Here is a 19,489-nt window from a genome sequence, read left to right on the forward strand (position 1 = left end):
ATTCCCAGCAGGCAGATCGTTTTCAAAAGAGAGGTATTGTCCAGTAACTGTATTACACCTACATGACGCGCACCTGTTTATTACAAAAATGTTTCATTTTAGTTACAGGCGCTTATTTTCGGGCATGACAGCACACAGCTAGGCACGATGTCACCTTTGTCGTGTTGCATGACCGATTTTTGTTCATACCAATCTCCGACCAGTCTGTATTGTCAACGATCAAAAAGAAGTAAACTTCCGAAAAATAATTTGAATCAGGAATCCCTATGAAAGCCAGATCGAAGGACGATTGCGAACCCAAACCCGATGGCGAGTTGACACTCCGTCTGATTCCATCGCGAGGAGATACCAACACCCACGGCGACATCAGTGGTGGCTGGGTAGTGGCACAAATGGATCATGCTGCCGAAACGGTGGCAAGTCGGCTGGCACACGGTCGCATCGCTAATGTGGCTCTGGAATCCGTGGTATTCATGTCGCCAATACGCATAGGCGCAGCGGTGTGTTTTTATACCCGCATGCTGGAGATAGGTTCATCGTCAATTCGTATCGCTATTGAAGTCTGGACCCAGAACCCGAACGAAAGCGAACGCCGCAAAGTGGTCGATGCCGTTTTCGTCTACGTTGCGATTGATGACTTCGGACGGATTCGCCGAGTGCCGCGCTAACTCACCTGGGGCACCACCAGTACAGGCTCGACAGGCAAGATGTGGAGAAGCGGGTGGAAAGCCACTCAGCCAGCATCTCTACCGTCACCCCCATATACTTACACCGGTTTCAGTTTGGCGAAGCTGAGTACCAGCCACTTGCTACCGGCCTCATCAAAATTCACCTGCACTCGCAAGCCTGACCCCTGGCCTTCGAACTGCAATACCGTCCCTTCACCAAACATTTCATGGTATACCCGGCTGCCCAGCCCAAACGGCCAATCGGCCGATATCGCCGCTACCAGTTTATGGTTGCCAGAGCGAGGACGACGCGAACTCAACGGACGGGATACGGTATTTTTCAGGCGCACTTCATCCACCAGCTCGGCGGGGATTTCGCGAATAAAGCGCGACGGCGTGCTGAGATTCTCCTGACCATGCAAGCGGCGGCTTTCAGCATAAGTGATCACCAGATGATCCATGGCACGTGTTATTCCGACATAGGCCAGACGCCGCTCTTCTTCCAGGCCATCAGCATCATCCATCGACATTTTGTGCGGGAATAAGCCATCTTCCAGCCCGGTAAGCACCACTTGGGGGAACTCCAGCCCCTTGGCAGAATGCAGCGTCATCATTTGCACCGCATCTTCATGCTCATCGGCCTGACCTTCACCCGCATCCAGGGCAGCGCTATCGAGAAATTGCACCAGCAGACTGGCTTCTTCGTCATCACCACTGCCTTCAAAAACTCGGGCAGCATTCACCAGCTCCTCCAGGTTTTCCACTCGAGCCTGGCCCTTTTCGCCCTTTTCCTTGCGGTGATGTTCTATCAGCCCCGTCTGGGCAATCACTTGATCCACCAGCTCGTGCAATTCTATGTCATCAATCCCGACACACATCTCGTCAATCAGCGTCATAAAACCCGTGACGGCAGCACCAGCCCGTTTCGGCAAGCCCCCCGTTGCAGTCACCTCGGTACAAGCATCCCATAACGAGCAGCCCTGATCTCGGGCGATTGAACGCAAGGTATCCAGAGTTTTTTCACCAATCGCACGGGTCGGTACGTTAATCACCCGCTCCATCGCAGCATCGTCCTGCCGATTTAACAACAGTCGCAGATACGCCATGGCATTCTTGATTTCCAGTCGTTCATAAAAACGCTGGCCACCATAGATGCGGTAGGGAATACCCGCCCGCAGCATGGCCTCTTCCAGAGTGCGCGACTGGGCATTGGAGCGATAGAGAATGGCCATGTCGGCCCTGGCATGGCCTTTTTTGGCCCAGCTGTCTACCAGGTCGGCGATGTAACGGGCTTCATCTTGCTCATTAAAGGCGCGGTACAAGCGGATAGGGTCACCCTTTTCACCCGTTGTATGCAGTTGTTTCCCCAGCCGTCCGCTGTTGTTACTGATGACGGCGTTGGCGGCATCCAGAATCGTCGCCGTTGAGCGGTAATTTTGTTCCAGCTTGATCATTTCCGCTCCAGCAAAGTCCTGCTGGAAATTGCGAATATTACCGATGTTAGCGCCTCGCCAGCCATAAATGGACTGATCATCATCCCCTACCGCCATCACAGACACCGCATTGCCTGCCAGCAAACGAATCCAGGCGTACTGAATGTTGTTGGTATCCTGAAACTCATCAACCAGAATATGGCTGAAACGTTGCTGGTAATGCTGCAGCAACTCCGGGTTATGCAACCAGAGCTCATGAGCTCGCAGCAGGATTTCACCAAAATCGACCATACCGTTTTGCTGGCAGTTTTCTTCATAGACCTGGTAAAACTGCTGCAAGGTACGGGTAAAAGGGTCGGCGGAGGGAATGACGTGGGCGGCACGCCGCCCTTCATCCTTTTGTTCGTTAATAAACCACTGCATCTGTCGCGGTGGATAGCGGCTATCATCGATATTGTTCGCTTTCATCAACCGCTTGATCAGCCGCAGCTGGTCATCACTGTCCAGGATCTGGAAGTATTGGGGCAAACGGGCTTCACGCCAATGCTGTTTCAGCAAGCGATGAGCCAGGCCATGAAACGTACCCACCCACATGCCGCTGACCGGCACATCCAGCAACTGCTCCAGACGGCCTTTCATTTCCTTTGCCGCTTTATTGGTGAAGGTCACCGCCATCAAGGCAAAAGGCGAGACATTTTCAACCTTGAGTAACCAGGCAATGCGATGTACCAGCACGCGGGTTTTGCCCGAGCCTGCGCCTGCCAGTACCAGCTGATGGGGGGATTGCGCAGCCACCGCATTACGCTGGCCATCGTTTAATTGATCTATTATCAGTGAAGTATCCATGCCGCGAGTCTATCAGATTGCACCCGTTGCGGAAGGTGCTGATCAACAAATCCCCTGTTTATCCGTACAGCAGGATATTTAACAGGACGATGAGGGAGAGGCACTCTATAATCTGTGACCAAATTTCAATTATTCGGACTCATTATTGTGAGAAACAGCCCGATTCTGGCCGAAATATCTGCAGCCATACCCAACTTGCGCAAATCCGAGATCAAAGTGGCGGAATACGTGTTGCGGTCGCCACAGCAAGTGATGCACATGCGCATCGTCGACCTCGCCCAGGAAGCCCAGGTAAGTGAACCAACCATCGTCCGGTTTTGCCGTGGCATCGGCTGCAACAGTTTTCAGGAATTCAAGGTTCGCGTCGCCCAGGAAATGGCTATTACCAACAACATTGGTCAATTTGCCATCGCCACAGACGACAGCATCAGTAATATTTGCAGCAAGATTGCCGACACCACCATCCAGCGACTGCATCAAGTCAAATCGCAGCTGAAATCAGAACAGGTAGGGGTCGCTGCCAATGCCATCAGCATGGCCACCCGTGTCGAATTTTATGGCTATGGTGCCTCTGGGGCCGTCGCTATTGATGCACAACACAAGTTTTTTCGGCTGCAAGTTGCGACAGCGGCTTACAGTGACCCTCATATGCAAGCCATGTCCGCAGTGACTCTGGGGCCTGAAGACGTCGCTGTCGCCATCTCTCAAAGTGGCCGCACCAAGGATCTGCTCAATTCCATTGCCCTGGCCCAGCATCATGGTGCCAAAGTCGTTAGCCTGGCGCCCGCCAATACTGCGGTCAGCTTGCAAGCCGACTACCCGATTCATATCAATATTGAAGAAGACACCGAACAATTTACTCCGATGACCTCCCGTATTGCCCACCTGATGGTGATCGACATGTTGGCTGTCGCCGTCACACAGCGCCGAGGCCCCGAGTTTGCTCGCCACCTCATCAATATCAAACGCAGCATCAAGTCATTGCGGCTGGAACAGGGTAACGAACCCTTCAACCCGAAAAATATTATCGGTTAAATAGCTAACCGGTTGGCAGATACATCAATCCGGGTCATTACTGTCATTCGACTGCAACCTGGGAAATCAAAAATAGTCATAGCCCTGCCAAACCAACCCAAGGAGCGTGACGATGGAAGCTGCAATCAAGTTTGAGACTCATGAACAGGTTGTGACGTTTGACCCCCAAGGTAATGTAGTGGTCAACAAAACCAGCAAAATGCCCGCCAAAGTAGTCGCACGCCGAGCGATTGAAGCGTATAGCGAACGCAAGCATCTGGAGCAAGACCTTGATGATCGCTATTACGATTTTATCGACCTCTGATATTTTTTTTGTCCGGCGGCCCTGCAGCCGGACTGCCGTCCCCACTAGCAATAATATCCAAGAGCCTCGCAGCACTGGCTGGGGTTCTTCACTCACAGACACTCAGACCAAGGCGCTATCGATATTGACCGCGCCGCTTTAAGTATTTGTACTGCACTAAAGGGGACATCTATTTAATCCGGTGCTCACTCTGGGCTAGCGGATGGGGTCGAATCACGAAGCCGGTTTACAGGCCTGACGGGTCAAGTCAAAAACCGGCGACACCGAGTCGGAATCATCCGGCAACACTCGCGCAGAGTCGTGCAGGATTAAATAGATTGTCCCCTAAACAGTAGACATAAAAAAACCCGGCCAACAATGGCCGGGTTTTTTGCGGGAGTCCGTTACCGCATCAGACGAACTTACTTGCCAGTAAATTCTGGGTAAGCTTCCATACCACATTCTGAAATATCAACACCTTCGTACTCGGCCTCTTCGCTCACACGCAGACCCATCACCGCCTTGATGATCATCCAAGTGATGAAAGAAGCAACAAAGACCCATACAAAGATAGTGATTGCACCCATCAGCTGGCCACCAAAAGAAGCACCGTCATTAGTAACCGGTACAACCATCAGACCAAACAGACCCACAACACCATGAACAGAGATCGCACCAACGGGATCATCAATCTTCATTTTGTCCAGAGTCAGGATAGCGACAACAACAATCAAGCCACCCACAAAGCCAATCAAGGTCGCGACAAAAGGAGTCGGCGTTGAAGGCTCAGCAGTAATCGCCACCAGACCAGCCAGTGCACCATTCAGACACATGGTCAGATCCGCCTTGCGGAACAGTACGAAGGCCAGCAACAGAGCACCGATCAAACCACCAGCAGCCGCTGCGTTAGTGTTAGTGAACACAACTGCAACTGCGTTGGCATTGGCAATATCGCCCAGTTTCAGTACAGAACCACCGTTGAAACCGAACCAGCCCATCCACAGGATGAAACAGCCCAGCGTTGCCAGCGGCAGGTTGGCACCAGGGATTGCACGGATTTCACCATTTGGACCGTACTTGCCTTTACGTGCACCCAGCAGAATAACACCCGCCAGAGCAGCAGCAGCACCCGCCATGTGAACAATACCGGAACCAGCAAAGTCAGAGAAACCGAAGTCATCACCCAGGCTGAACATTCCGAACACGGAGTTGCCACCCCAAGTCCAGCTGCCTTCCATTGGATAGATAAAACCAGTCATAACAACGGCAAAGACCATGAAAGCACCCAGCTTCATACGCTCAGCAACCGCACCAGACACAATAGACATGGCAGTTGCTACGAAGACAACCTGGAAGAAGAAGTCAGACGCACCGGCGTAGATTGAACCACCCTGGAAACCGTCTTCACGTGCCGCAAAGTCACCCAACACAGCAGCAGGATCCACATCTGCAATACCGTCCAGAAAGAAACCACCGCCGTACATCAACTCGTAGCCACACACCAAGTACATGGTGCAAGCGATCGCATACAGCGCGATGTTTTTAGTCAGAATTTCGGTCGTGTTTTTGGCGCGAACCAGGCCCGCTTCCAGCATGGCAAAACCAGCAGCCATCCACATAACCAACGCGCCACATACCAGGAAATAAAAGGTGTCCATGGCGTATTGCAATTCGTAAATATTGTTTTCCATTCTAAGCCCCCCGCATCAGGCTAGATTTTATCTGTTAGTTAGAACTGAAAAGGATCAGAGCGCGTCAGCGCCGGTTTCACCGGTACGGATACGTACAACCTGCTCCAGAGTTGTAACAAAAATCTTGCCGTCGCCAATTTTGCCGGTATTGGCAGCTTTGGTGATAGCTTCAATAACCTTGTCTGTCAGATCTTCGGCAACAGCCACTTCGATTTTGACTTTAGGCAAGAAATCGACCACGTACTCGGCACCACGGTACAACTCGGTATGACCTTTCTGACGACCAAAGCCTTTGACCTCAGTCACAGTGATACCCTGAACACCGATTTCAGACAGTGCTTCACGCACGTCGTCCAGCTTGAACGGCTTCACAACAGCAGTAATGAGTTTCATAGAAAACTCCTATTTTAAGCTAAAGGATGGGAATGGCCTGTGCGAGGGCACAGGCCATTGTATGCTTTTTACATCTCGATAGGCAGGCTGTAAGACACAACGTAACGCATGGACTTGTCGTAGCTGTCTTCGTTGGCTTCATCAACAATCTTGGATACAGTGAATCCAACACTGTCGTTGTAAGCGTAAGACACGTCAAGGTGAGTGTACTCATCATCGATATCGCTGTAGTTACCCAGAGCAACAGAGAAGCTGGTATCAGGAATATCAACACCCAGTACGGTGTACAGGCCATCTGCATCAGAATCGCTTGGTACGTAGAAAGTAATACCAACCATGCTGTAAGACAGACCCAGGTAAAATTCTGCAGCGTCGTCGAATTCGTCAGCAGCAGTTTCTGAATAAATGTATGTGACATAACCCAGGTCATAGCCAAAGTCACCGACTGCGCCAGCAAAACCGGCATAGAAGTCAGTTTCATTACCCAGAGAGGAATCACCGGAAGAGGTCCATACGCCAGCGTACAGGCCAGATTCATGGCTGTAGTCCAAAGCGCCGGATACAACTGCCGTGCCCTTATCCAGACCCAGATCCTGACCACGCCACAGGTACATACTGGCAATGTCGACAGAAGCAGAAATTTCTGCCTGGGCAGTTTGAACAGCGGTCAGACCTGCAGTCATGGCACCAGCAAGAACGATAGCTTGAGACAATTTTTTCATCGTTTTTTCCTTCATCGGTTAGCGAAGCTAGTCATTGATCAGACTCGATGCTTTGGGATCCGGAATTGCGACCTTGAGCACCGTTTTAATTCTGTGAGTGAGAGTTAGCAGTGACCGTGCCAACTTTGAAAACCCCGTTATTAGTGGGTTTCCTGATATAATTTTCTGGGTTTTGAGAATCCACTTGCTCATTTATCGAGCACTGTATTTCTTTTAGCACCATACTGGTGCGCATATTCGTAACCATTGGCGCCACAACAGTGCCATGCTAGCCAAGCAGCTCTCTGAGCGTGCAACAGCCGTCAAAACAGCGGGAGATAAAAAATGAACGCCAACGAAATACGCTTTAAAATCGAGCAGTTACTGGCACAGTCACCCTTTGCATCCTTGTCAGAAGAAATGCACAAGAATATGGCATCCCGACTGCAGTTGCTGTTCAGTAGTGCCAATCTGGTGACACGGGAAGAATTCGAGTCACAGCAGCGCGTATTGGAAAAAACCCACACACTGCTGCTCGAGCTGGAAAGCCGACTGGCTCAGCTGGAAAATCAGCCGTCTACCGACGACACCCCCACCTGACGCGCTTTCCAGACATCGTAGCCATTCACGGCCAGATGCAGCGCCAATGCCAACCCTGCTGCGGTAGCAATAGCGCTCAAACCGCGGAATTCGAGCAAAAAGAAGCCGCTCGAGAGCATCAGAAAACTGGGATAAAAAAGCGTGCGTTTAAGGACGAGTTGCAATTTGTTCATGGCGGTTCTCCGGCTGGTATCAGTAAATGTAGTGATTATTAATAGTTAGAGTGTATTCAGCAGCAAGTTTCCGGGCTTGTTCTTCAGCTGCTGCTGACCGTTATCGGATTCATCTTTTAATGCCACCCCGGACAGCTGACGGCGACCGGCTTCCAGCAGCAGGTACATCAGTTTATGAGTTGCTTCTTCATAACGCAGACCTTCGTGACGCACATTGGAGATGCAATTACGGTTGGCGTCGTGCTTGCCACTGGCAGGCTGCCAGGTGAAGTAGATGCCCAGCGAGTCCGGCGAACTTAATCCAGGGCGCTCACCAATCAGCATCACCAGCATACGAGCCTTGAGGATCTCGCCGATAGGATCGCCAATTGCCACCCGCCCCTGCTCAACCATCACCACAGGCCCCACCCGCAGCGGCGTATCGGCCAGCGAAGCCAGCAAACTGCCCAGCAGCGGTGCGGCATGTCGTTGTACCGCCAGCGAAGACAATCCATCTGCAACAACAATCGCAATATCAAACGCCGCCGGTTGGCTGTCAGTCAGCCATTGCGCCAGCCACTCCCGACTAGCAACAGACAGTTGGCGACCATAGTCCGGTCGTTGCAAATACTGAGGTCGATCATTGGCCTGACTGGCCAGTTTCAGCACAGGCCCCTTGAGTCCGGCTTGTAATAGCGTCTGTTCGAGATCCTGCTGCAGCTGCACAAAATCCAGCGGCAAATGCACGGCATCCCTGGCTCGGGCATGAGCCAGCTGGAATTCCAGATGCGCCCGCGTCGGCAGGCTGACACCGGCACGGCCAAGACCAATACGGGCATCGGTATATTCGCGCAGGACTTGCCAGGGGTTTTCCACCAGGAGGGTGTCGGTCATATCATCGGCCTCCCCGCATCACATGCTCAAAGGGAGCGGGTAAACTCTGATTGCCATAAGCCAGATGATTCTGTTGATCAAAAATGCCAATGCGCTGTAACCAGGCTTCAAATTCCGGGGCTGGTTTGAGACCCAGTAATTCACGTGCGTACAAGGCATCGTGGAATGACGTCGTCTGATAGTTAAGCATGATGTCGTCAGAGCCTGGAATTCCCATAATAAAACTCCCCCCCGCCGCCGCGAACAGAGTTAATAGTACATCCATATCATCCTGATCAGCCTCGGCATGATTGGTGTAACAAATATCACAGCCCATAGGCACACCCATCAATTTGCCGCAAAAATGGTCTTCCAGACCGGCGCGGATGATTTGCTTGCCGTTGTACAAATATTCAGGACCAATAAAGCCCACCACGGTGTTCACCAGCAACGGTTTAAACTCCCGTGCAACGGCATAGGCGCGGGTTTCGCAGGTTTGCTGATCCATCCCGAAATTCGCATTGGCCGACAAGGCACTGCCCTGCCCGGTTTCAAAATACATACAATTCTGACCGACACTGCCACGTGCCAGCGTTTGGCCGGCATCATAGGCTTCCCGAAGCAAAGCCAGATTGATGCCAAAACTGTCGTTGGCTTTCTGAGTGCCAGCAATCGACTGGAAAATCAGATCGACCGGCGCACCTCGATTCATCGCCTCGATGTGCGTGGTCACATGGGTCAAGACACAGCTCTGGGTTGGTATATCGTAATGCTGGATCACATCGTCCAGCATTTTCATTAGGGTAATCACCGCTTCGGTATTATCGCTGGCCGGATTAATGCCAATCACGGCATCGCCGCTGCCGTACAACAAGCCATCCAGCACCGAAGCGGCGACGCCAGCCGGATCATCCGTCGGGTGATTAGGCTGCAATCGCGTCGACATGCGCCCCGGCAAACCGATGGTATTCCGAAATTGTGTGGTGACTTTGCATTTGGAGGCGACCAGCACCAGATCCTGCAACCGCATAATCTTGCTGACTGCGGCTGCCATTTCCGGGGTCACTCCAGGGGCGATTTGTGCCAGGGTAACGGTAGACGCCTGCTCACTCAGCAACCAGTTGCGAAAGTCGCCAACGGTCAGATGGGATATCGGCGCAAATGCCAGCGCATCGTGGCGGTCAATAATCAGCCGGGAAACCTCATCGTCTTCATAAGGCACCAGCAATTCATTCAGAAAGGTTTTTAGCGGCACATCGGCCAGCGCCATCTGGGCAGCAACCCGTTCCTGCTCGTCGAGTGCAGCTACACCCGCCAGGCAATCCCCCGAGCGCAGCGGTGATGCCTTTGCCAACAAGGTTTTCAGGTCATTAAATTGCCAGTGCTGCTGGCCAAGCGATATCTGATAACTCATAGCAACGGGTCTTTGCTGAAGGTGTGTTTAACCAGCGGTCGCGGCCACTTACTTGTCATTCGTTCTTGTCATTCGTTCAAACCACTACGCTTTCATATTCATACATACTCACGCATGCGCACTCGCATAACAGTGATCATGTGCATAATGTCTGCCAGATAAAACAGGAAGCGCCCGGAACAAGCCGGGCGTGCGGGGTCAGACTGCTGCGGACGCTTCTGCCATCAAGACTGACCGGATCAGCCTTCGTGCTTGTTGAACGCGTCGTTCTCATGCTTGATCAGTGCGTACATAAACCCGAGAAAGGTCACGACCGCCAGACCACAAAAAAACGCCACCATTCCAGGTTGGTCAGCAAAGGTAAAATAAGCGCCTACGCCTTCCCAGCTATCAATCGGTGAAGTATCCATATGCATTCCTCTCTTTATTTACAGGGTTAAGACAGGCGGGGCAGATGCCCCGCGAGTTAAACAATCAAGACGTCGATCAGCTACCCAATACACCATTGGCAGGCAGACCGGCGGCATCCGCTGGAATCGTGCCTTCAACAATGTCACGAGAAGGAACACGCTCTGGGTAAGGAATGGCGGGAATTTCCACCAGATCCAGACCTGCAGCTTCCACTTTCGGTGGTACTCGCAGCATGCCCATCTTCTTCAGTAACAGTGAGATGGCATAGCCAGGTATAAAGCCGGTAACACACATGATCACAGCACCCAGCAGCTGGCCGAAGAAAGTAATATCTGGCGCACCTTCTGGAACACTTGGGTAACCAGCGGCAAAGATGCCGACCAGAACCACACCCAGGAAACCGCACCAGCCGTGTACGGCAACTGCGCCTACTGCGTCATCAATGCCGCATTTTTCAACAAACTTGCCAACCATTGGCATGGTGATACCACCAACAACGGCCAGGAAGAACGTCAGACCCGGGTAATAAACATCCAGACCAGCAGCAACAGTAATAATGCCCGCCAGACCACCAGACATGGTCATGAATGGCTCACGAGAAGCCAGATAAGCGCCAATCACACCACCGGAGAAACCCATCAAGGTGTTAAACGCAAACGCAGACAAGTTGGTCGGGTTACCATAAATAGTTGTCCAACCGGTATCACCGCCATTAAAGATGATGCAACCACCAAGGAAACCGAAGAAACCGACAATAATCATCATCAGGCCAATCAGTGCCATCGGCAGATTATGCGGCACAATAGCCATTGCCTTGCCGTTGACGAACTTGCCAATACGCGGCCCCAGATTGATCAGCACCCCGAGCGCAAAGAAACCCGCGACGGCGTGAACCACACCGGAAGCACCGACATCGTGATAACCGAGATCCAACAGCAACCAGCCATCTGGATGCCATCCCCAGGCACCTGCCAGAATCCAGACACCCGAACCAACCACAATGGTCAGGATCAGGTAAGCACTCATGCGGATACGCTCAATCACTGCACCCGACAGAATCGAGCCAGTCGTTGCGCCAAACATGGCAAAAGCAGCCCAGAAAATACCGGTGCCCATATCAGTGACATCAGGCCCCATACTGGTTGACCATGGCAGCGCACCCGAAGCATCAATAGGAATCAGACCACCAGGGAAAGCGTTATAGATCCACCAGCCGAAGAAATAGAAAGTCGGTACCACTACCGCCAGTGTCAGAATGTTTTTCATGCCGGATGCCAACGCGTTTTTTACTCGCGAAGCACCGATTTCATACGCCAGGAAGCCTGCATGGATCATGAACATGATGGCGGTACACCACCAATAAAACACCTCGACATTCATTGCCTGGTGCATTTCGAAAGCCGCTTTAAAGGCTTCCAATTCTTCTGGAGTCATGGGAGTTCCCCCTCTCTGATTGAGTAAGTTTTTTAGCCAAACCAATTCAGACTGGTCAGAGTCGCACCGGGTGCGGGAATACTGACCAGACAAAAATATTCTCAGAGGGAATATTGCATGGCCGGTGCCAAGCCAGCATCCGGTTCCAATATTCGAAAAATGACAAATTTGTCCATTTCAGAAGGGGTAGATAGAGGTATAAGGTTGCGTTTAGTGTCCACATTGTCGTTAGTAATGCGATTCTACACCCGTATCAAGAACCTCCGTGCGTTCAAACCACAACAGCTGCGCGCTAGAAAGGTGCGAAAAACACCGACATTCGCCCCAGAAAAGAGCAACGATTCATTCTTAATGCACCGGCCACAGGTAATCGAACAAACCCTGGGCAAAATCAGTATAAACACGCTGAAATCACTGCAGTTGTTACATACATGTAAAGATTCCGCACCACTCTTGATAGATAATACTTTGGTATCACACCATGCACCCCACCGTTCGCCCAGGAGATTCTTCATGCTAAGACGCACCAAAATTGTGGCCACCCTTGGCCCCGCCACCAATACAGATGAAAAAATCGAACAGCTGATCGCAGCGGGCGCCGATGTATTCCGTCTCAACTTTTCTCATGGTGATGCCGATGACCACCGCGACCGTGCCGCCATGGTGCGCCGTGCGGCGAAAAAACTGGGTCGTCACGTGGCGATTCTGGGGGATTTACAAGGCCCGAAAATCCGCATTTCCCGCTTTGCTGAACAAAAAGTCCACCTTGATATCGGCCAGCCATTCGTACTGGATGCGACCCTCGACCGCGATGCCGGCAACAAAGAACAGGTCGGTATCGACTACAAGGCACTGATCGAAGACGCCAAGGTCGGTGACATCCTGCTGCTGGATGACGGTCGGGTCGAACTGGAAGTGACTGAAACCTTTCCAACCAAACTGAATACCCGCGTTCGTATTGGCGGCTGGTTGTCGAACAACAAGGGCATCAACCGACTGGGTGGTGGCCTGTCCGCCAAAGCCCTGACCGACAAGGACAAGGTTGACATCCAGCTGGCGTCCGAGCTACTGGTCGATTACCTCGCCGTCTCCTTCCCGCGTGACGAAAATGACATGATCGAAGCCCGCGAACTGCTGACTGCCGCTGGCGGCCATGCGGGTCTGGTATCCAAAATCGAACGCGCCGAATGCGTTGCCGACGATGCCGTACTGGATGGCATTATCCGCGCTTCCGATGCCGTAATGGTCGCTCGTGGAGACCTCGCCGTAGAAATCGGCGATGCCGAACTGGTAGGCGTACAGAAAAAAATCATTGCCCGTTCGCGCCAGCTGAACAAGCCGGTCATCACTGCGACCCAGATGATGGAATCCATGATCGACAGCCCGATGCCAACTCGTGCCGAAGTCTCCGACGTCGCCAACGCGGTATTGGACTATACCGATGCCGTTATGCTGTCAGCCGAAACCGCCGCTGGTGATTACCCGGTTGAAGCGGTTGCCGCCATGACCCGCATCATCATGGGCGCCGAGCGTCATCCACTGGCCAAGCGCTCCAAGCACCGGCTCTACGAAGACTTTCACGACATCGATGAAACCATCGCCCTGTCTGCCATGTATGCCGCCAATCATCTGGTCGGCGTCAAGGCGATTATTTCCCTGACCGAAACCGGTGCAACACCACGGCTGATGTCACGTTTGCGTTCAGCCTTGCCGATCTTTGCCTTCTGCCGTCGGGAAGACACCCAATCGCGCGTTGCTCTCTATCGCGGCGTGCAAACCGTGCCTTTTTATGCCGATCAACTGGAACCGGATGCCATTAACCCGGCCGCCATCGCCATCCTCAAGGAAACTGGCGAAGTCAGCAGCGGCGACTACGTTGTGATCACCCGTGGCGACTACCTCAACGCCCAGGGTGGCACCAATACCATGAAGATTGTCCGCGTCGACTGACGTTTGTTTGGCCCGGCGCTGCACTCTTGCTGCTCAGCCGGGCAACCTCCCCCTCCTGCAAGACACCCAGCTCCCCATTTCTGGTCGCTACATATTTGCGGTCAAAGCGCATACACTGACAACTTACAAACGCCGAGCTGCTGTCTCTAACAGGCTGTGAATAACACCTCATGACGCTTCAGCCGTGGCACTGATCCCACAGGATCAGCGGGCATAACGCCCCTGCCACCAGGGTTCTGTGGGAAACCACCGGGCCTCCCGTATTTGGAAAGGTGTATATGACCCACTATGAACCCGGATTGAGCGACCGCTTTGGTCGCCGTTTCAGCTATCTGCGCCTGTCGGTTACCGATGTGTGCAATTTTCGTTGTCACTACTGTTTACCCGATGGCTATCAGAAAACTGATCAGCCAGAACCGCTGACGCTGGCAGAAATCGCCCCACTGCTGCAAACATTTGCCCAACTGGGAACACGCAAAGTGCGTATTACCGGTGGCGAACCCAGTGTGCGCAAGGATCTCACCGAGATCATTGACCTCACTGCCCGCACTCCTGGCATCGAGCAGGTCGCACTCACCACCAATGGCTACCGGCTGGCAGATCAGATTGATGACTGGCACCGTGCCGGACTGCAACGGCTGAACCTCAGCATCGACAGCCTCGACCCGGAGCAGTTTGGTGCCATTACCGGCTACCACCATCTCGATCGAATTCTGGCGGGTCTTGAGCGCGCTCTGACCCTGGGGCTGGACGTCAAGATCAATGCCGTGCTGTTGCGTGGATTCAATACCGAACGCTTGCAACAGTTCCTCGACTGGATCAAAGACACGCCAGTAACCCTGCGGTTTATCGAATTAATGGAAACCGGTAACAATCCGGTATTTTTCGCCGAGCACCATGTCAGCGGCGAAGCCATTCGACAACAGCTGCAGGCTTCAGGCTGGCAGGCCAAAACACGCGCCCAGCATGACGGCCCGGCACTGGAATTCACCCACTCCGCTTATCGTGGCAAACTGGGGCTGATCATGCCCTACAGCAAAGACTTCTGTGCCAGCTGTAATCGCCTGCGCATATCGTCACTGGGGAAATTGCATCTCTGCCTGTTTGGCGAACAAGGTTATGACGTACGACCGTTACTGCAGCCCGGCATCGCACCAGCGCAACTGGTGGCCGAACTGGAACAGTTGTTAGGGCTGAAACACGAAACCCATTACCTGCAAAGTGGCAATACCGGCGCGACCCGCCATTTTGCCATGCTGGGTGGCTAACACCGGGGTAAACCCCCGACTGCGGAGGCGATATGACAGCGAGAGTAACAACCGGGGTGATTCTGGCAGGAGGCGCCTCCCGTCGAATGGGACAAGACAAGGCGATGCTACCCGCCAGGGGCCACACCAGTTTGCTACACCACCAGGTTGCCCTGATGCAGCAACTCGGGCTGGAGCAGCTGTTTATCAGCCGCCATATCACCCTGCAAACACCCGCTGACCTGCAGCATTTGGTCATTAGCGACATCAATGACGAGTATCACGATGGCCCGCTGGCGGGCATTTTCAGCATTGCCAAAGCCTGCCCGCAAGCAGAGGCCTTACTGGTCATGCCGGTCGACTTGCCACTGATGGATCTGGCCACCCTGCGCTACCTGCTGAATATTGGCGACGCCGACGATCGCGCCGTCTACTTCCTGCAGGAATATCTGCCGCTCTACCTGCCGTTATCAACCCGAATCCGGCAGTATCTGGAAGATCAACTGACACTGGCAACCGCCGATAAATCCATTCGAGGACTACTGAGCTATTGCCAGGCCTTATCGCTCCAGCCCGCCAATTCCACAGCACTGACCAATACCAATACCCATGAAGAATGGCTCGCCAGCCAGCAATCCAGTGCCAACCACCCTGTTATCGAACGCGAGTAACCCTTATGTCCAAGACCTTTACTGATCAATTTATAGCACTGAATATTGCCGTACTGACGGTTTCCGACAGCCGCACAGAAGAGAACGACACCAGCGGCCAACTGCTGGTCAGCCAACTGACCGAAGCTGGCCACCAGCTGGCGGACAAGCGTATTGTTATCGACGACAAGTACCAGCTACGAGCCACCGTCTCAGGCTGGATTGCGGATACCACGACCCAGGTGGTGCTGATAACTGGCGGCACCGGCTTCACCGAGCGCGACACCACACCAGACGCCATGATCCCGTTGTTTGACCAGACCATCGACGGCTTTGGGGAATTGTTCCGGCATATTTCCTACCAGCAAATCGGCACCTCCACGATCCAGAGCCGTGCCGTTGCCGGACTGGCCAACGGTACACTGATTTTCTGTATGCCCGGTTCCACCAACGCCTGCCGTACTGCCTGGGACGAGATCATTGCCAGCCAGTTGGACAGCCGCTTCAAGCCCTGCAATTTTGTACTGCGGCTGAAAAATACCGCCAATCAGCTGTGCGATAGTCGCGGCTGATACGTTTGAGGCCATCACTCCATGTCTAACGCTACGCCTGGGACTATGTCTGGAACTACCTCTGGAACTACGTCTGAAACAATATCTGACCCGTCGGAACACTCGGAAGAGTTTTCCCACGTTAACGCGCGCGGCGAAGCCAATATGGTCGATGTCAGCAACAAACTGCCGACCACCCGTGAAGCCCGCGCCGAGGGTTTCGTCAACATGTTGCCGGCCACCCTGGCCAAGATCCTGGCAGGAGACCACCACAAGGGCGACGTGTTCGCCGTTGCCCGTATCGCCGGGATCCAGGCAGCCAAACAAACCAGCCAGCTGATTCCCCTTTGCCACCCCTTAATGCTGAGCAAGGTCGCCGTTGAATTTGAACCACAGCCCGATCATACCCGGATTCGTATCACCAGCTACTGCAAACTCAGCGGCCAAACCGGTGTGGAAATGGAAGCCCTGACCGCCGTGACGGTAGCAGCCCTGACGCTGTTTGATATGTGTAAGGCCGTCGACCCAGGCATGACACTTGGCGGTATCCGGGTGCTGGAAAAACTTGGCGGTAAAACCGGCCACTGGCAAGCCGACACTACCGCAGCGCCGGAGGCATCATGATTCAAGTGTTGTTATTCGCCCGCTTGCGCGATCAGCTCGGCGCACCGGTCGTCAACCTGACGCTGTCAACGCCTGCCACCGTGCAGGACCTGCGACAGGCGTTGCAACAACAGTTTGCCGAGCACGCAGACTCTCTGGCAGCCGGACAGGCCCTGGTCGCCATCAATCAGTCCTTAATCAATGATGAAACCGCCGTTATTCACAACGGTGACGAAGTGGCGCTGTTTCCACCCATGACGGGAGGTTGAGCATGGACGTGATCAAGGTACAAACTGACGACTTTACCGTTGCCGAAGAATACCAGCAGCTCTGCCAGACTAATCGCAACGACGGTGCCGTGGTCTTTTTTGTTGGCCGGGTACGCGAGCTGAATCAGCACGATTCCATATCCCGCCTGTTTCTGGAGCACTATCCCGGCATGACTGAACGCGCCTTGTCCGACATCGTCAGCGCTGCCCGAGCGCGTTGGTCATTGGGGCGTGTGCGACTGATTCACCGGATTGGCGCGCTGGATATCGAAGACCAGATCGTTTTTGTCGGCGTCTCCAGTCCGCATCGTCAAAACGCCTTTGATGCTGCCGCTTTTATTATGGATTTTCTCAAAAGCCAGGCTCCCTTCTGGAAAAAGGAAACCCTCACCGCCGCAAGCGGAGCAGACGTATCGGAACGCTGGGTCGAAGCCCGCCACAGCGACACGCAAGCCCTACAGAAGTGGAATGACCTTGAGATGCCGGATTCGTTACCATAACCCGTCACGTTAATTCGTCACAATACATTGCGGTCAGCCTGACGCACCCTTGCCCTGACCAAAAGGACGACAACGCTTGAAACGACTGGAATTACTGATTCCCCCGCCACTGGTGGCCATGCTCATCGGACTGCTTATGTGGCTGATTTCCCCGAACCTGCCCACTCTGGCCCAGCTTGGCCTGATGGACAAAATTCTGGTGGGATGCTGTGTGACTGCCGGGCTGGGGTTGGATCTGATGGCACTGACCAGTTTTATCCGCCGCCGCACCACTATCAACCCGATGACGCCGGAAAAAACTTCCCGTCTGGTCAAAACCGGCATTTACCGCCATACCCGTAACCCCATGTACGTTGGTCTGCTGCTCAACCTCGCAGGCTGGGCGATTTACCTCACCCACGTACTGCCGCTGCTGCTGCTGCCGATATTTGTTTATTACCTCAATCGCTTCCAGATCGAACCGGAAGAACAGCGACTGGCAGAGCGTTTTGGAACAGAGTTCACCAGCTATCGGGATTCTGTCCCACGCTGGCTATGAGTAAACTGACAGGACTTTCGGGCCACTGCTTTCGCACTACCCGCTTTTCCTCAGAATTATTCGCTGGAGCTCAGTATGTCGCCGGTCAAAATGCCCACGGTTTTTATTCCCCATGGCGGAGGCCCATGGCCATTTGTGGATCTGCACGGGCGATTCGGCGACGATGAAATGCGCGCCCTGAGCCAGTTTCTGCGGCGCTACCCCGATACCCTGCCCCAACGGCCCAAAGCCTTGCTGGTCATTTCTGCACACTGGGAAGCACCGGTTATCACCTTGGGAACGTCACCTCATCCCCCCATGCTGTATGACTATTACAATTTTCCACCCGAATCCTACGACATCCAGTGGCCAGCCCCCGGTTATCCACAGCTCGCCCCACGGGTTGCCGAATTGCTCCATAAAGCGGGCTTTGCCACCGATGCCGACGACCAGCGCGGTTATGATCACGGTACTTTTGTACCACTGAAAGTGATGTTTCCAGATGCGGACATTCCAGTGCTGCAAATGTCGATGCTGCGTAGCATGAACCCGGCCCAGCACATTCAAATTGGCCAGGCGTTGCAGCCCTTACGAGAGGAAGGGATTCTGATCATTGGCAGCGGCATGTCGTTCCACAATCTGCGTCAGCTGCGCACACCGGCCTGCAAACAACTGTCCAAACCGTTTGACGAATGGCTGCAAGAAATCGCGCTGAAAACCCCTGAGGAACGAGAGCGCAAACTGTCAGACTGGGTCTCGGCACCCAACGCACGTCTGGTTCATCCGCGTGAAGAACACCTGATACCAATGATGGTGATTGCCGGAGCGGCGGGACAGGATCCTGGCCGTATTGTATTTAACGGCCTGTTTGGCGGTGCCTGGGTATCCGGTATCGAATACAGCCAATAATCCACACTTCTCTCCGGAACACCACGATCTATCGTGACGGCGAATGCCTTGCCTGGCGAAATTCTTCCTCCTGACAGGCCGTGGTAATCATTGAGGGCGAACGGTTGTTAAGGGACACGGAAAGTCCATGTTAGCGGTAATCGAACATCCGGAGACAAACGTCTTGGCTGCTCCCGACGACCAGCACACAATCAGTATATTGCGTTGTACTTTCCGGAAGCGCAGTCAGGAATCTCAATTTTCTCTGATGCAAACAAACTCCTGTTGAATCTGAACAGATCGCTATTATAACGATCTTGATCTGCCAGATAGGCAACCTTACGACCGGAGAGGGAGAGAGGCTTGCTTTGCCACCTGCC

The 19,489-nt window shown here is 53.4% G+C and carries 22 protein-coding genes and 1 riboswitch; of the genes, 13 read left to right on the forward strand and 9 right to left on the reverse strand.

The window, feature by feature from the left end; translation table 11 throughout:
- Nucleotides 1-266: 266 nt before the first annotated feature.
- Nucleotides 267-668, forward strand: a complete 402-nt coding sequence (locus WG929_RS11545) for an acyl-CoA thioesterase (RefSeq protein WP_416206134.1) — start codon at nt 267-269, stop codon at nt 666-668.
- A gap of 98 nt (nt 669-766) precedes the next feature.
- Here WG929_RS11545 and uvrD read toward each other — a convergent pair whose 3' ends face one another.
- Nucleotides 767-2,947, reverse strand: coding sequence for a DNA helicase II (gene uvrD, locus WG929_RS11550; RefSeq protein WP_416206135.1), 2,181 nt, complete (start codon nt 2,945-2,947; stop codon nt 767-769).
- A 147-nt stretch (nt 2,948-3,094) separates the two neighbouring features.
- On the opposite strand from uvrD, the gene WG929_RS11555 reads away from it, so the two are divergent.
- The gene (locus WG929_RS11555; RefSeq protein ID WP_369855960.1) at nt 3,095-3,982 is read left to right on the forward strand and encodes a MurR/RpiR family transcriptional regulator; all 888 of its coding nucleotides are present in this window, start codon (nt 3,095-3,097) and stop codon (nt 3,980-3,982) included.
- A gap of 112 nt (nt 3,983-4,094) precedes the next feature.
- Nucleotides 4,095-4,286 carry a PA3496 family putative envelope integrity protein gene (locus WG929_RS11560; protein ID WP_416206136.1) on the forward strand — a complete coding sequence of 64 codons (192 nt, stop codon included), beginning with the start codon at nt 4,095-4,097 and terminating at the stop codon, nt 4,284-4,286.
- A 401-nt stretch (nt 4,287-4,687) separates the two neighbouring features.
- Here the strand turns inward: WG929_RS11560 and WG929_RS11565 are convergent, their stop codons facing one another.
- The 3 genes from WG929_RS11565 to WG929_RS11575 form a co-directional block, all read right to left on the reverse strand.
- Nucleotides 4,688-5,956 (reverse strand): ammonium transporter, encoded by a 1,269-nt coding sequence (locus WG929_RS11565; RefSeq protein WP_369855962.1) that lies wholly within the window; start codon nt 5,954-5,956, stop codon nt 4,688-4,690.
- 54 nt (nt 5,957-6,010) lie between these two features.
- Nucleotides 6,011-6,349 (reverse strand): P-II family nitrogen regulator, encoded by a 339-nt coding sequence (gene glnK / locus WG929_RS11570; RefSeq protein WP_369855963.1) that lies wholly within the window; start codon nt 6,347-6,349, stop codon nt 6,011-6,013.
- A 68-nt stretch (nt 6,350-6,417) separates the two neighbouring features.
- A complete protein-coding gene (locus WG929_RS11575) occupies nt 6,418-7,086 on the reverse strand; it encodes a TorF family putative porin (RefSeq protein WP_416206137.1) in 669 nt (222 codons plus the stop codon).
- 309 nt (nt 7,087-7,395) lie between these two features.
- Here WG929_RS11575 and WG929_RS11580 point away from each other — a divergent pair, with 309 nt between their 5' ends.
- The gene (locus WG929_RS11580; RefSeq protein ID WP_369855965.1) at nt 7,396-7,650 is read left to right on the forward strand and encodes an accessory factor UbiK family protein; all 255 of its coding nucleotides are present in this window, start codon (nt 7,396-7,398) and stop codon (nt 7,648-7,650) included.
- Here WG929_RS11580 and WG929_RS11585 read toward each other — a convergent pair.
- The 5 genes from WG929_RS11585 to WG929_RS11605 form a co-directional block, all read right to left on the reverse strand.
- On the reverse strand, nt 7,620-7,823 hold the full coding sequence (locus WG929_RS11585; protein WP_369855966.1) for a hypothetical protein: 204 nt from the start codon (nt 7,821-7,823) through the stop codon (nt 7,620-7,622). The two genes, WG929_RS11580 and WG929_RS11585, sit on opposite strands and share 31 nt — an antisense overlap.
- A 45-nt stretch (nt 7,824-7,868) precedes the next feature.
- Nucleotides 7,869-8,696 carry an ethanolamine ammonia-lyase subunit EutC gene (gene eutC, locus WG929_RS11590; RefSeq protein WP_369855967.1) on the reverse strand — a complete coding sequence of 276 codons (828 nt, stop codon included), beginning with the start codon at nt 8,694-8,696 and terminating at the stop codon, nt 7,869-7,871.
- Nucleotide 8,697: 1 nt separating this feature from the next.
- Nucleotides 8,698-10,089 (reverse strand): ethanolamine ammonia-lyase subunit EutB, encoded by a 1,392-nt coding sequence (locus WG929_RS11595; RefSeq protein WP_369855968.1) that lies wholly within the window; start codon nt 10,087-10,089, stop codon nt 8,698-8,700.
- Nucleotides 10,090-10,328: 239 nt separating this feature from the next.
- Nucleotides 10,329-10,499, reverse strand: a complete 171-nt coding sequence (locus WG929_RS11600) for a hypothetical protein (RefSeq protein ID WP_369855969.1) — start codon at nt 10,497-10,499, stop codon at nt 10,329-10,331.
- Between the two features lie 76 nt (nt 10,500-10,575).
- Nucleotides 10,576-11,934, reverse strand: a complete 1,359-nt coding sequence (locus tag WG929_RS11605) for an ammonium transporter (protein ID WP_369855970.1) — start codon at nt 11,932-11,934, stop codon at nt 10,576-10,578.
- 513 nt (nt 11,935-12,447) lie between these two features.
- Here WG929_RS11605 and pyk point away from each other — a divergent pair.
- From pyk to WG929_RS11650, 9 genes are all read left to right on the forward strand, one after another.
- Entirely contained in the window at nt 12,448-13,884 is a 1,437-nt protein-coding gene (pyk, locus tag WG929_RS11610; RefSeq protein ID WP_416206138.1) for a pyruvate kinase, read from the forward strand.
- A 118-nt stretch (nt 13,885-14,002) separates the two neighbouring features.
- Nucleotides 14,003-14,175: riboswitch (molybdenum cofactor riboswitch) on the forward strand.
- Nucleotides 14,163-15,152, forward strand: coding sequence for a GTP 3',8-cyclase MoaA (moaA, locus tag WG929_RS11615; protein WP_369855972.1), 990 nt, complete (start codon nt 14,163-14,165; stop codon nt 15,150-15,152). (Overlaps the previous riboswitch by 13 nt.)
- 32 nt (nt 15,153-15,184) lie before the next feature.
- Nucleotides 15,185-15,802, forward strand: a complete 618-nt coding sequence (locus WG929_RS11620; protein WP_416206139.1) for a molybdenum cofactor guanylyltransferase — start codon at nt 15,185-15,187, stop codon at nt 15,800-15,802.
- 5 nt (nt 15,803-15,807) lie between these two features.
- On the forward strand, nt 15,808-16,353 hold the full coding sequence (gene moaB / locus WG929_RS11625) for a molybdenum cofactor biosynthesis protein B (protein WP_369855974.1): 546 nt from the start codon (nt 15,808-15,810) through the stop codon (nt 16,351-16,353).
- A gap of 144 nt (nt 16,354-16,497) precedes the next feature.
- The gene (moaC, locus tag WG929_RS11630) at nt 16,498-16,956 is read left to right on the forward strand and encodes a cyclic pyranopterin monophosphate synthase MoaC (protein ID WP_369858087.1); all 459 of its coding nucleotides are present in this window, start codon (nt 16,498-16,500) and stop codon (nt 16,954-16,956) included.
- Nucleotides 16,953-17,204 (forward strand): molybdopterin converting factor subunit 1, encoded by a 252-nt coding sequence (moaD, locus tag WG929_RS11635; RefSeq protein WP_416206140.1) that lies wholly within the window; start codon nt 16,953-16,955, stop codon nt 17,202-17,204. Before moaC ends, moaD begins: the two co-directional genes overlap by 4 nt.
- 2 nt (nt 17,205-17,206) lie before the next feature.
- A complete protein-coding gene (moaE, locus tag WG929_RS11640; protein ID WP_416206141.1) occupies nt 17,207-17,704 on the forward strand; it encodes a molybdopterin synthase catalytic subunit MoaE in 498 nt (165 codons plus the stop codon).
- A gap of 76 nt (nt 17,705-17,780) precedes the next feature.
- Complete coding sequence (locus tag WG929_RS11645; RefSeq protein WP_369855977.1) at nt 17,781-18,242, forward strand: methyltransferase family protein; 462 nt, start codon at nt 17,781-17,783, stop codon at nt 18,240-18,242.
- 75 nt (nt 18,243-18,317) lie between these two features.
- A complete protein-coding gene (locus WG929_RS11650) occupies nt 18,318-19,130 on the forward strand; it encodes a DODA-type extradiol aromatic ring-opening family dioxygenase (protein ID WP_369855978.1) in 813 nt (270 codons plus the stop codon).
- The last annotated feature ends 359 nt before the right edge of the window (nt 19,131-19,489 follow it).

This window comes from Oceanobacter antarcticus, assembly GCF_044962685.1.
Classification (GTDB): domain Bacteria; phylum Pseudomonadota; class Gammaproteobacteria; order Pseudomonadales; family Oceanobacteraceae; genus Oceanobacter; species Oceanobacter antarcticus.

Coding starts and splice junctions, on each gene's coding strand:
- moaB (WP_369855974.1), top strand. CDS start 15,808: ATGTCCAAGACCTTTACTGATCAATTTATAGCACTGAATATTGCCGTA.
- pyk (WP_416206138.1), top strand. CDS start 12,448: ATGCTAAGACGCACCAAAATTGTGGCCACCCTTGGCCCCGCCACCAAT.
- WG929_RS11595 (WP_369855968.1), bottom strand. CDS start 10,089: ATGAGTTATCAGATATCGCTTGGCCAGCAGCACTGGCAATTTAATGAC.
- WG929_RS11575 (WP_416206137.1), bottom strand. CDS start 7,086: ATGAAGGAAAAAACGATGAAAAAATTGTCTCAAGCTATCGTTCTTGCT.
- WG929_RS11650 (WP_369855978.1), top strand. CDS start 18,318: ATGTCGCCGGTCAAAATGCCCACGGTTTTTATTCCCCATGGCGGAGGC.
- WG929_RS11620 (WP_416206139.1), top strand. CDS start 15,185: ATGACAGCGAGAGTAACAACCGGGGTGATTCTGGCAGGAGGCGCCTCC.
- glnK (WP_369855963.1), bottom strand. CDS start 6,349: ATGAAACTCATTACTGCTGTTGTGAAGCCGTTCAAGCTGGACGACGTG.
- eutC (WP_369855967.1), bottom strand. CDS start 8,696: ATGACCGACACCCTCCTGGTGGAAAACCCCTGGCAAGTCCTGCGCGAA.
- uvrD (WP_416206135.1), bottom strand. CDS start 2,947: ATGGATACTTCACTGATAATAGATCAATTAAACGATGGCCAGCGTAAT.
- moaC (WP_369858087.1), top strand. CDS start 16,498: ATGGTCGATGTCAGCAACAAACTGCCGACCACCCGTGAAGCCCGCGCC.
- moaE (WP_416206141.1), top strand. CDS start 17,207: ATGGACGTGATCAAGGTACAAACTGACGACTTTACCGTTGCCGAAGAA.
- WG929_RS11605 (WP_369855970.1), bottom strand. CDS start 11,934: ATGACTCCAGAAGAATTGGAAGCCTTTAAAGCGGCTTTCGAAATGCAC.
- WG929_RS11565 (WP_369855962.1), bottom strand. CDS start 5,956: ATGGAAAACAATATTTACGAATTGCAATACGCCATGGACACCTTTTAT.
- WG929_RS11545 (WP_416206134.1), top strand. CDS start 267: ATGAAAGCCAGATCGAAGGACGATTGCGAACCCAAACCCGATGGCGAG.
- moaA (WP_369855972.1), top strand. CDS start 14,163: ATGACCCACTATGAACCCGGATTGAGCGACCGCTTTGGTCGCCGTTTC.
- WG929_RS11585 (WP_369855966.1), bottom strand. CDS start 7,823: ATGAACAAATTGCAACTCGTCCTTAAACGCACGCTTTTTTATCCCAGT.
- WG929_RS11560 (WP_416206136.1), top strand. CDS start 4,095: ATGGAAGCTGCAATCAAGTTTGAGACTCATGAACAGGTTGTGACGTTT.
- moaD (WP_416206140.1), top strand. CDS start 16,953: ATGATTCAAGTGTTGTTATTCGCCCGCTTGCGCGATCAGCTCGGCGCA.
- WG929_RS11580 (WP_369855965.1), top strand. CDS start 7,396: ATGAACGCCAACGAAATACGCTTTAAAATCGAGCAGTTACTGGCACAG.
- WG929_RS11600 (WP_369855969.1), bottom strand. CDS start 10,499: ATGGATACTTCACCGATTGATAGCTGGGAAGGCGTAGGCGCTTATTTT.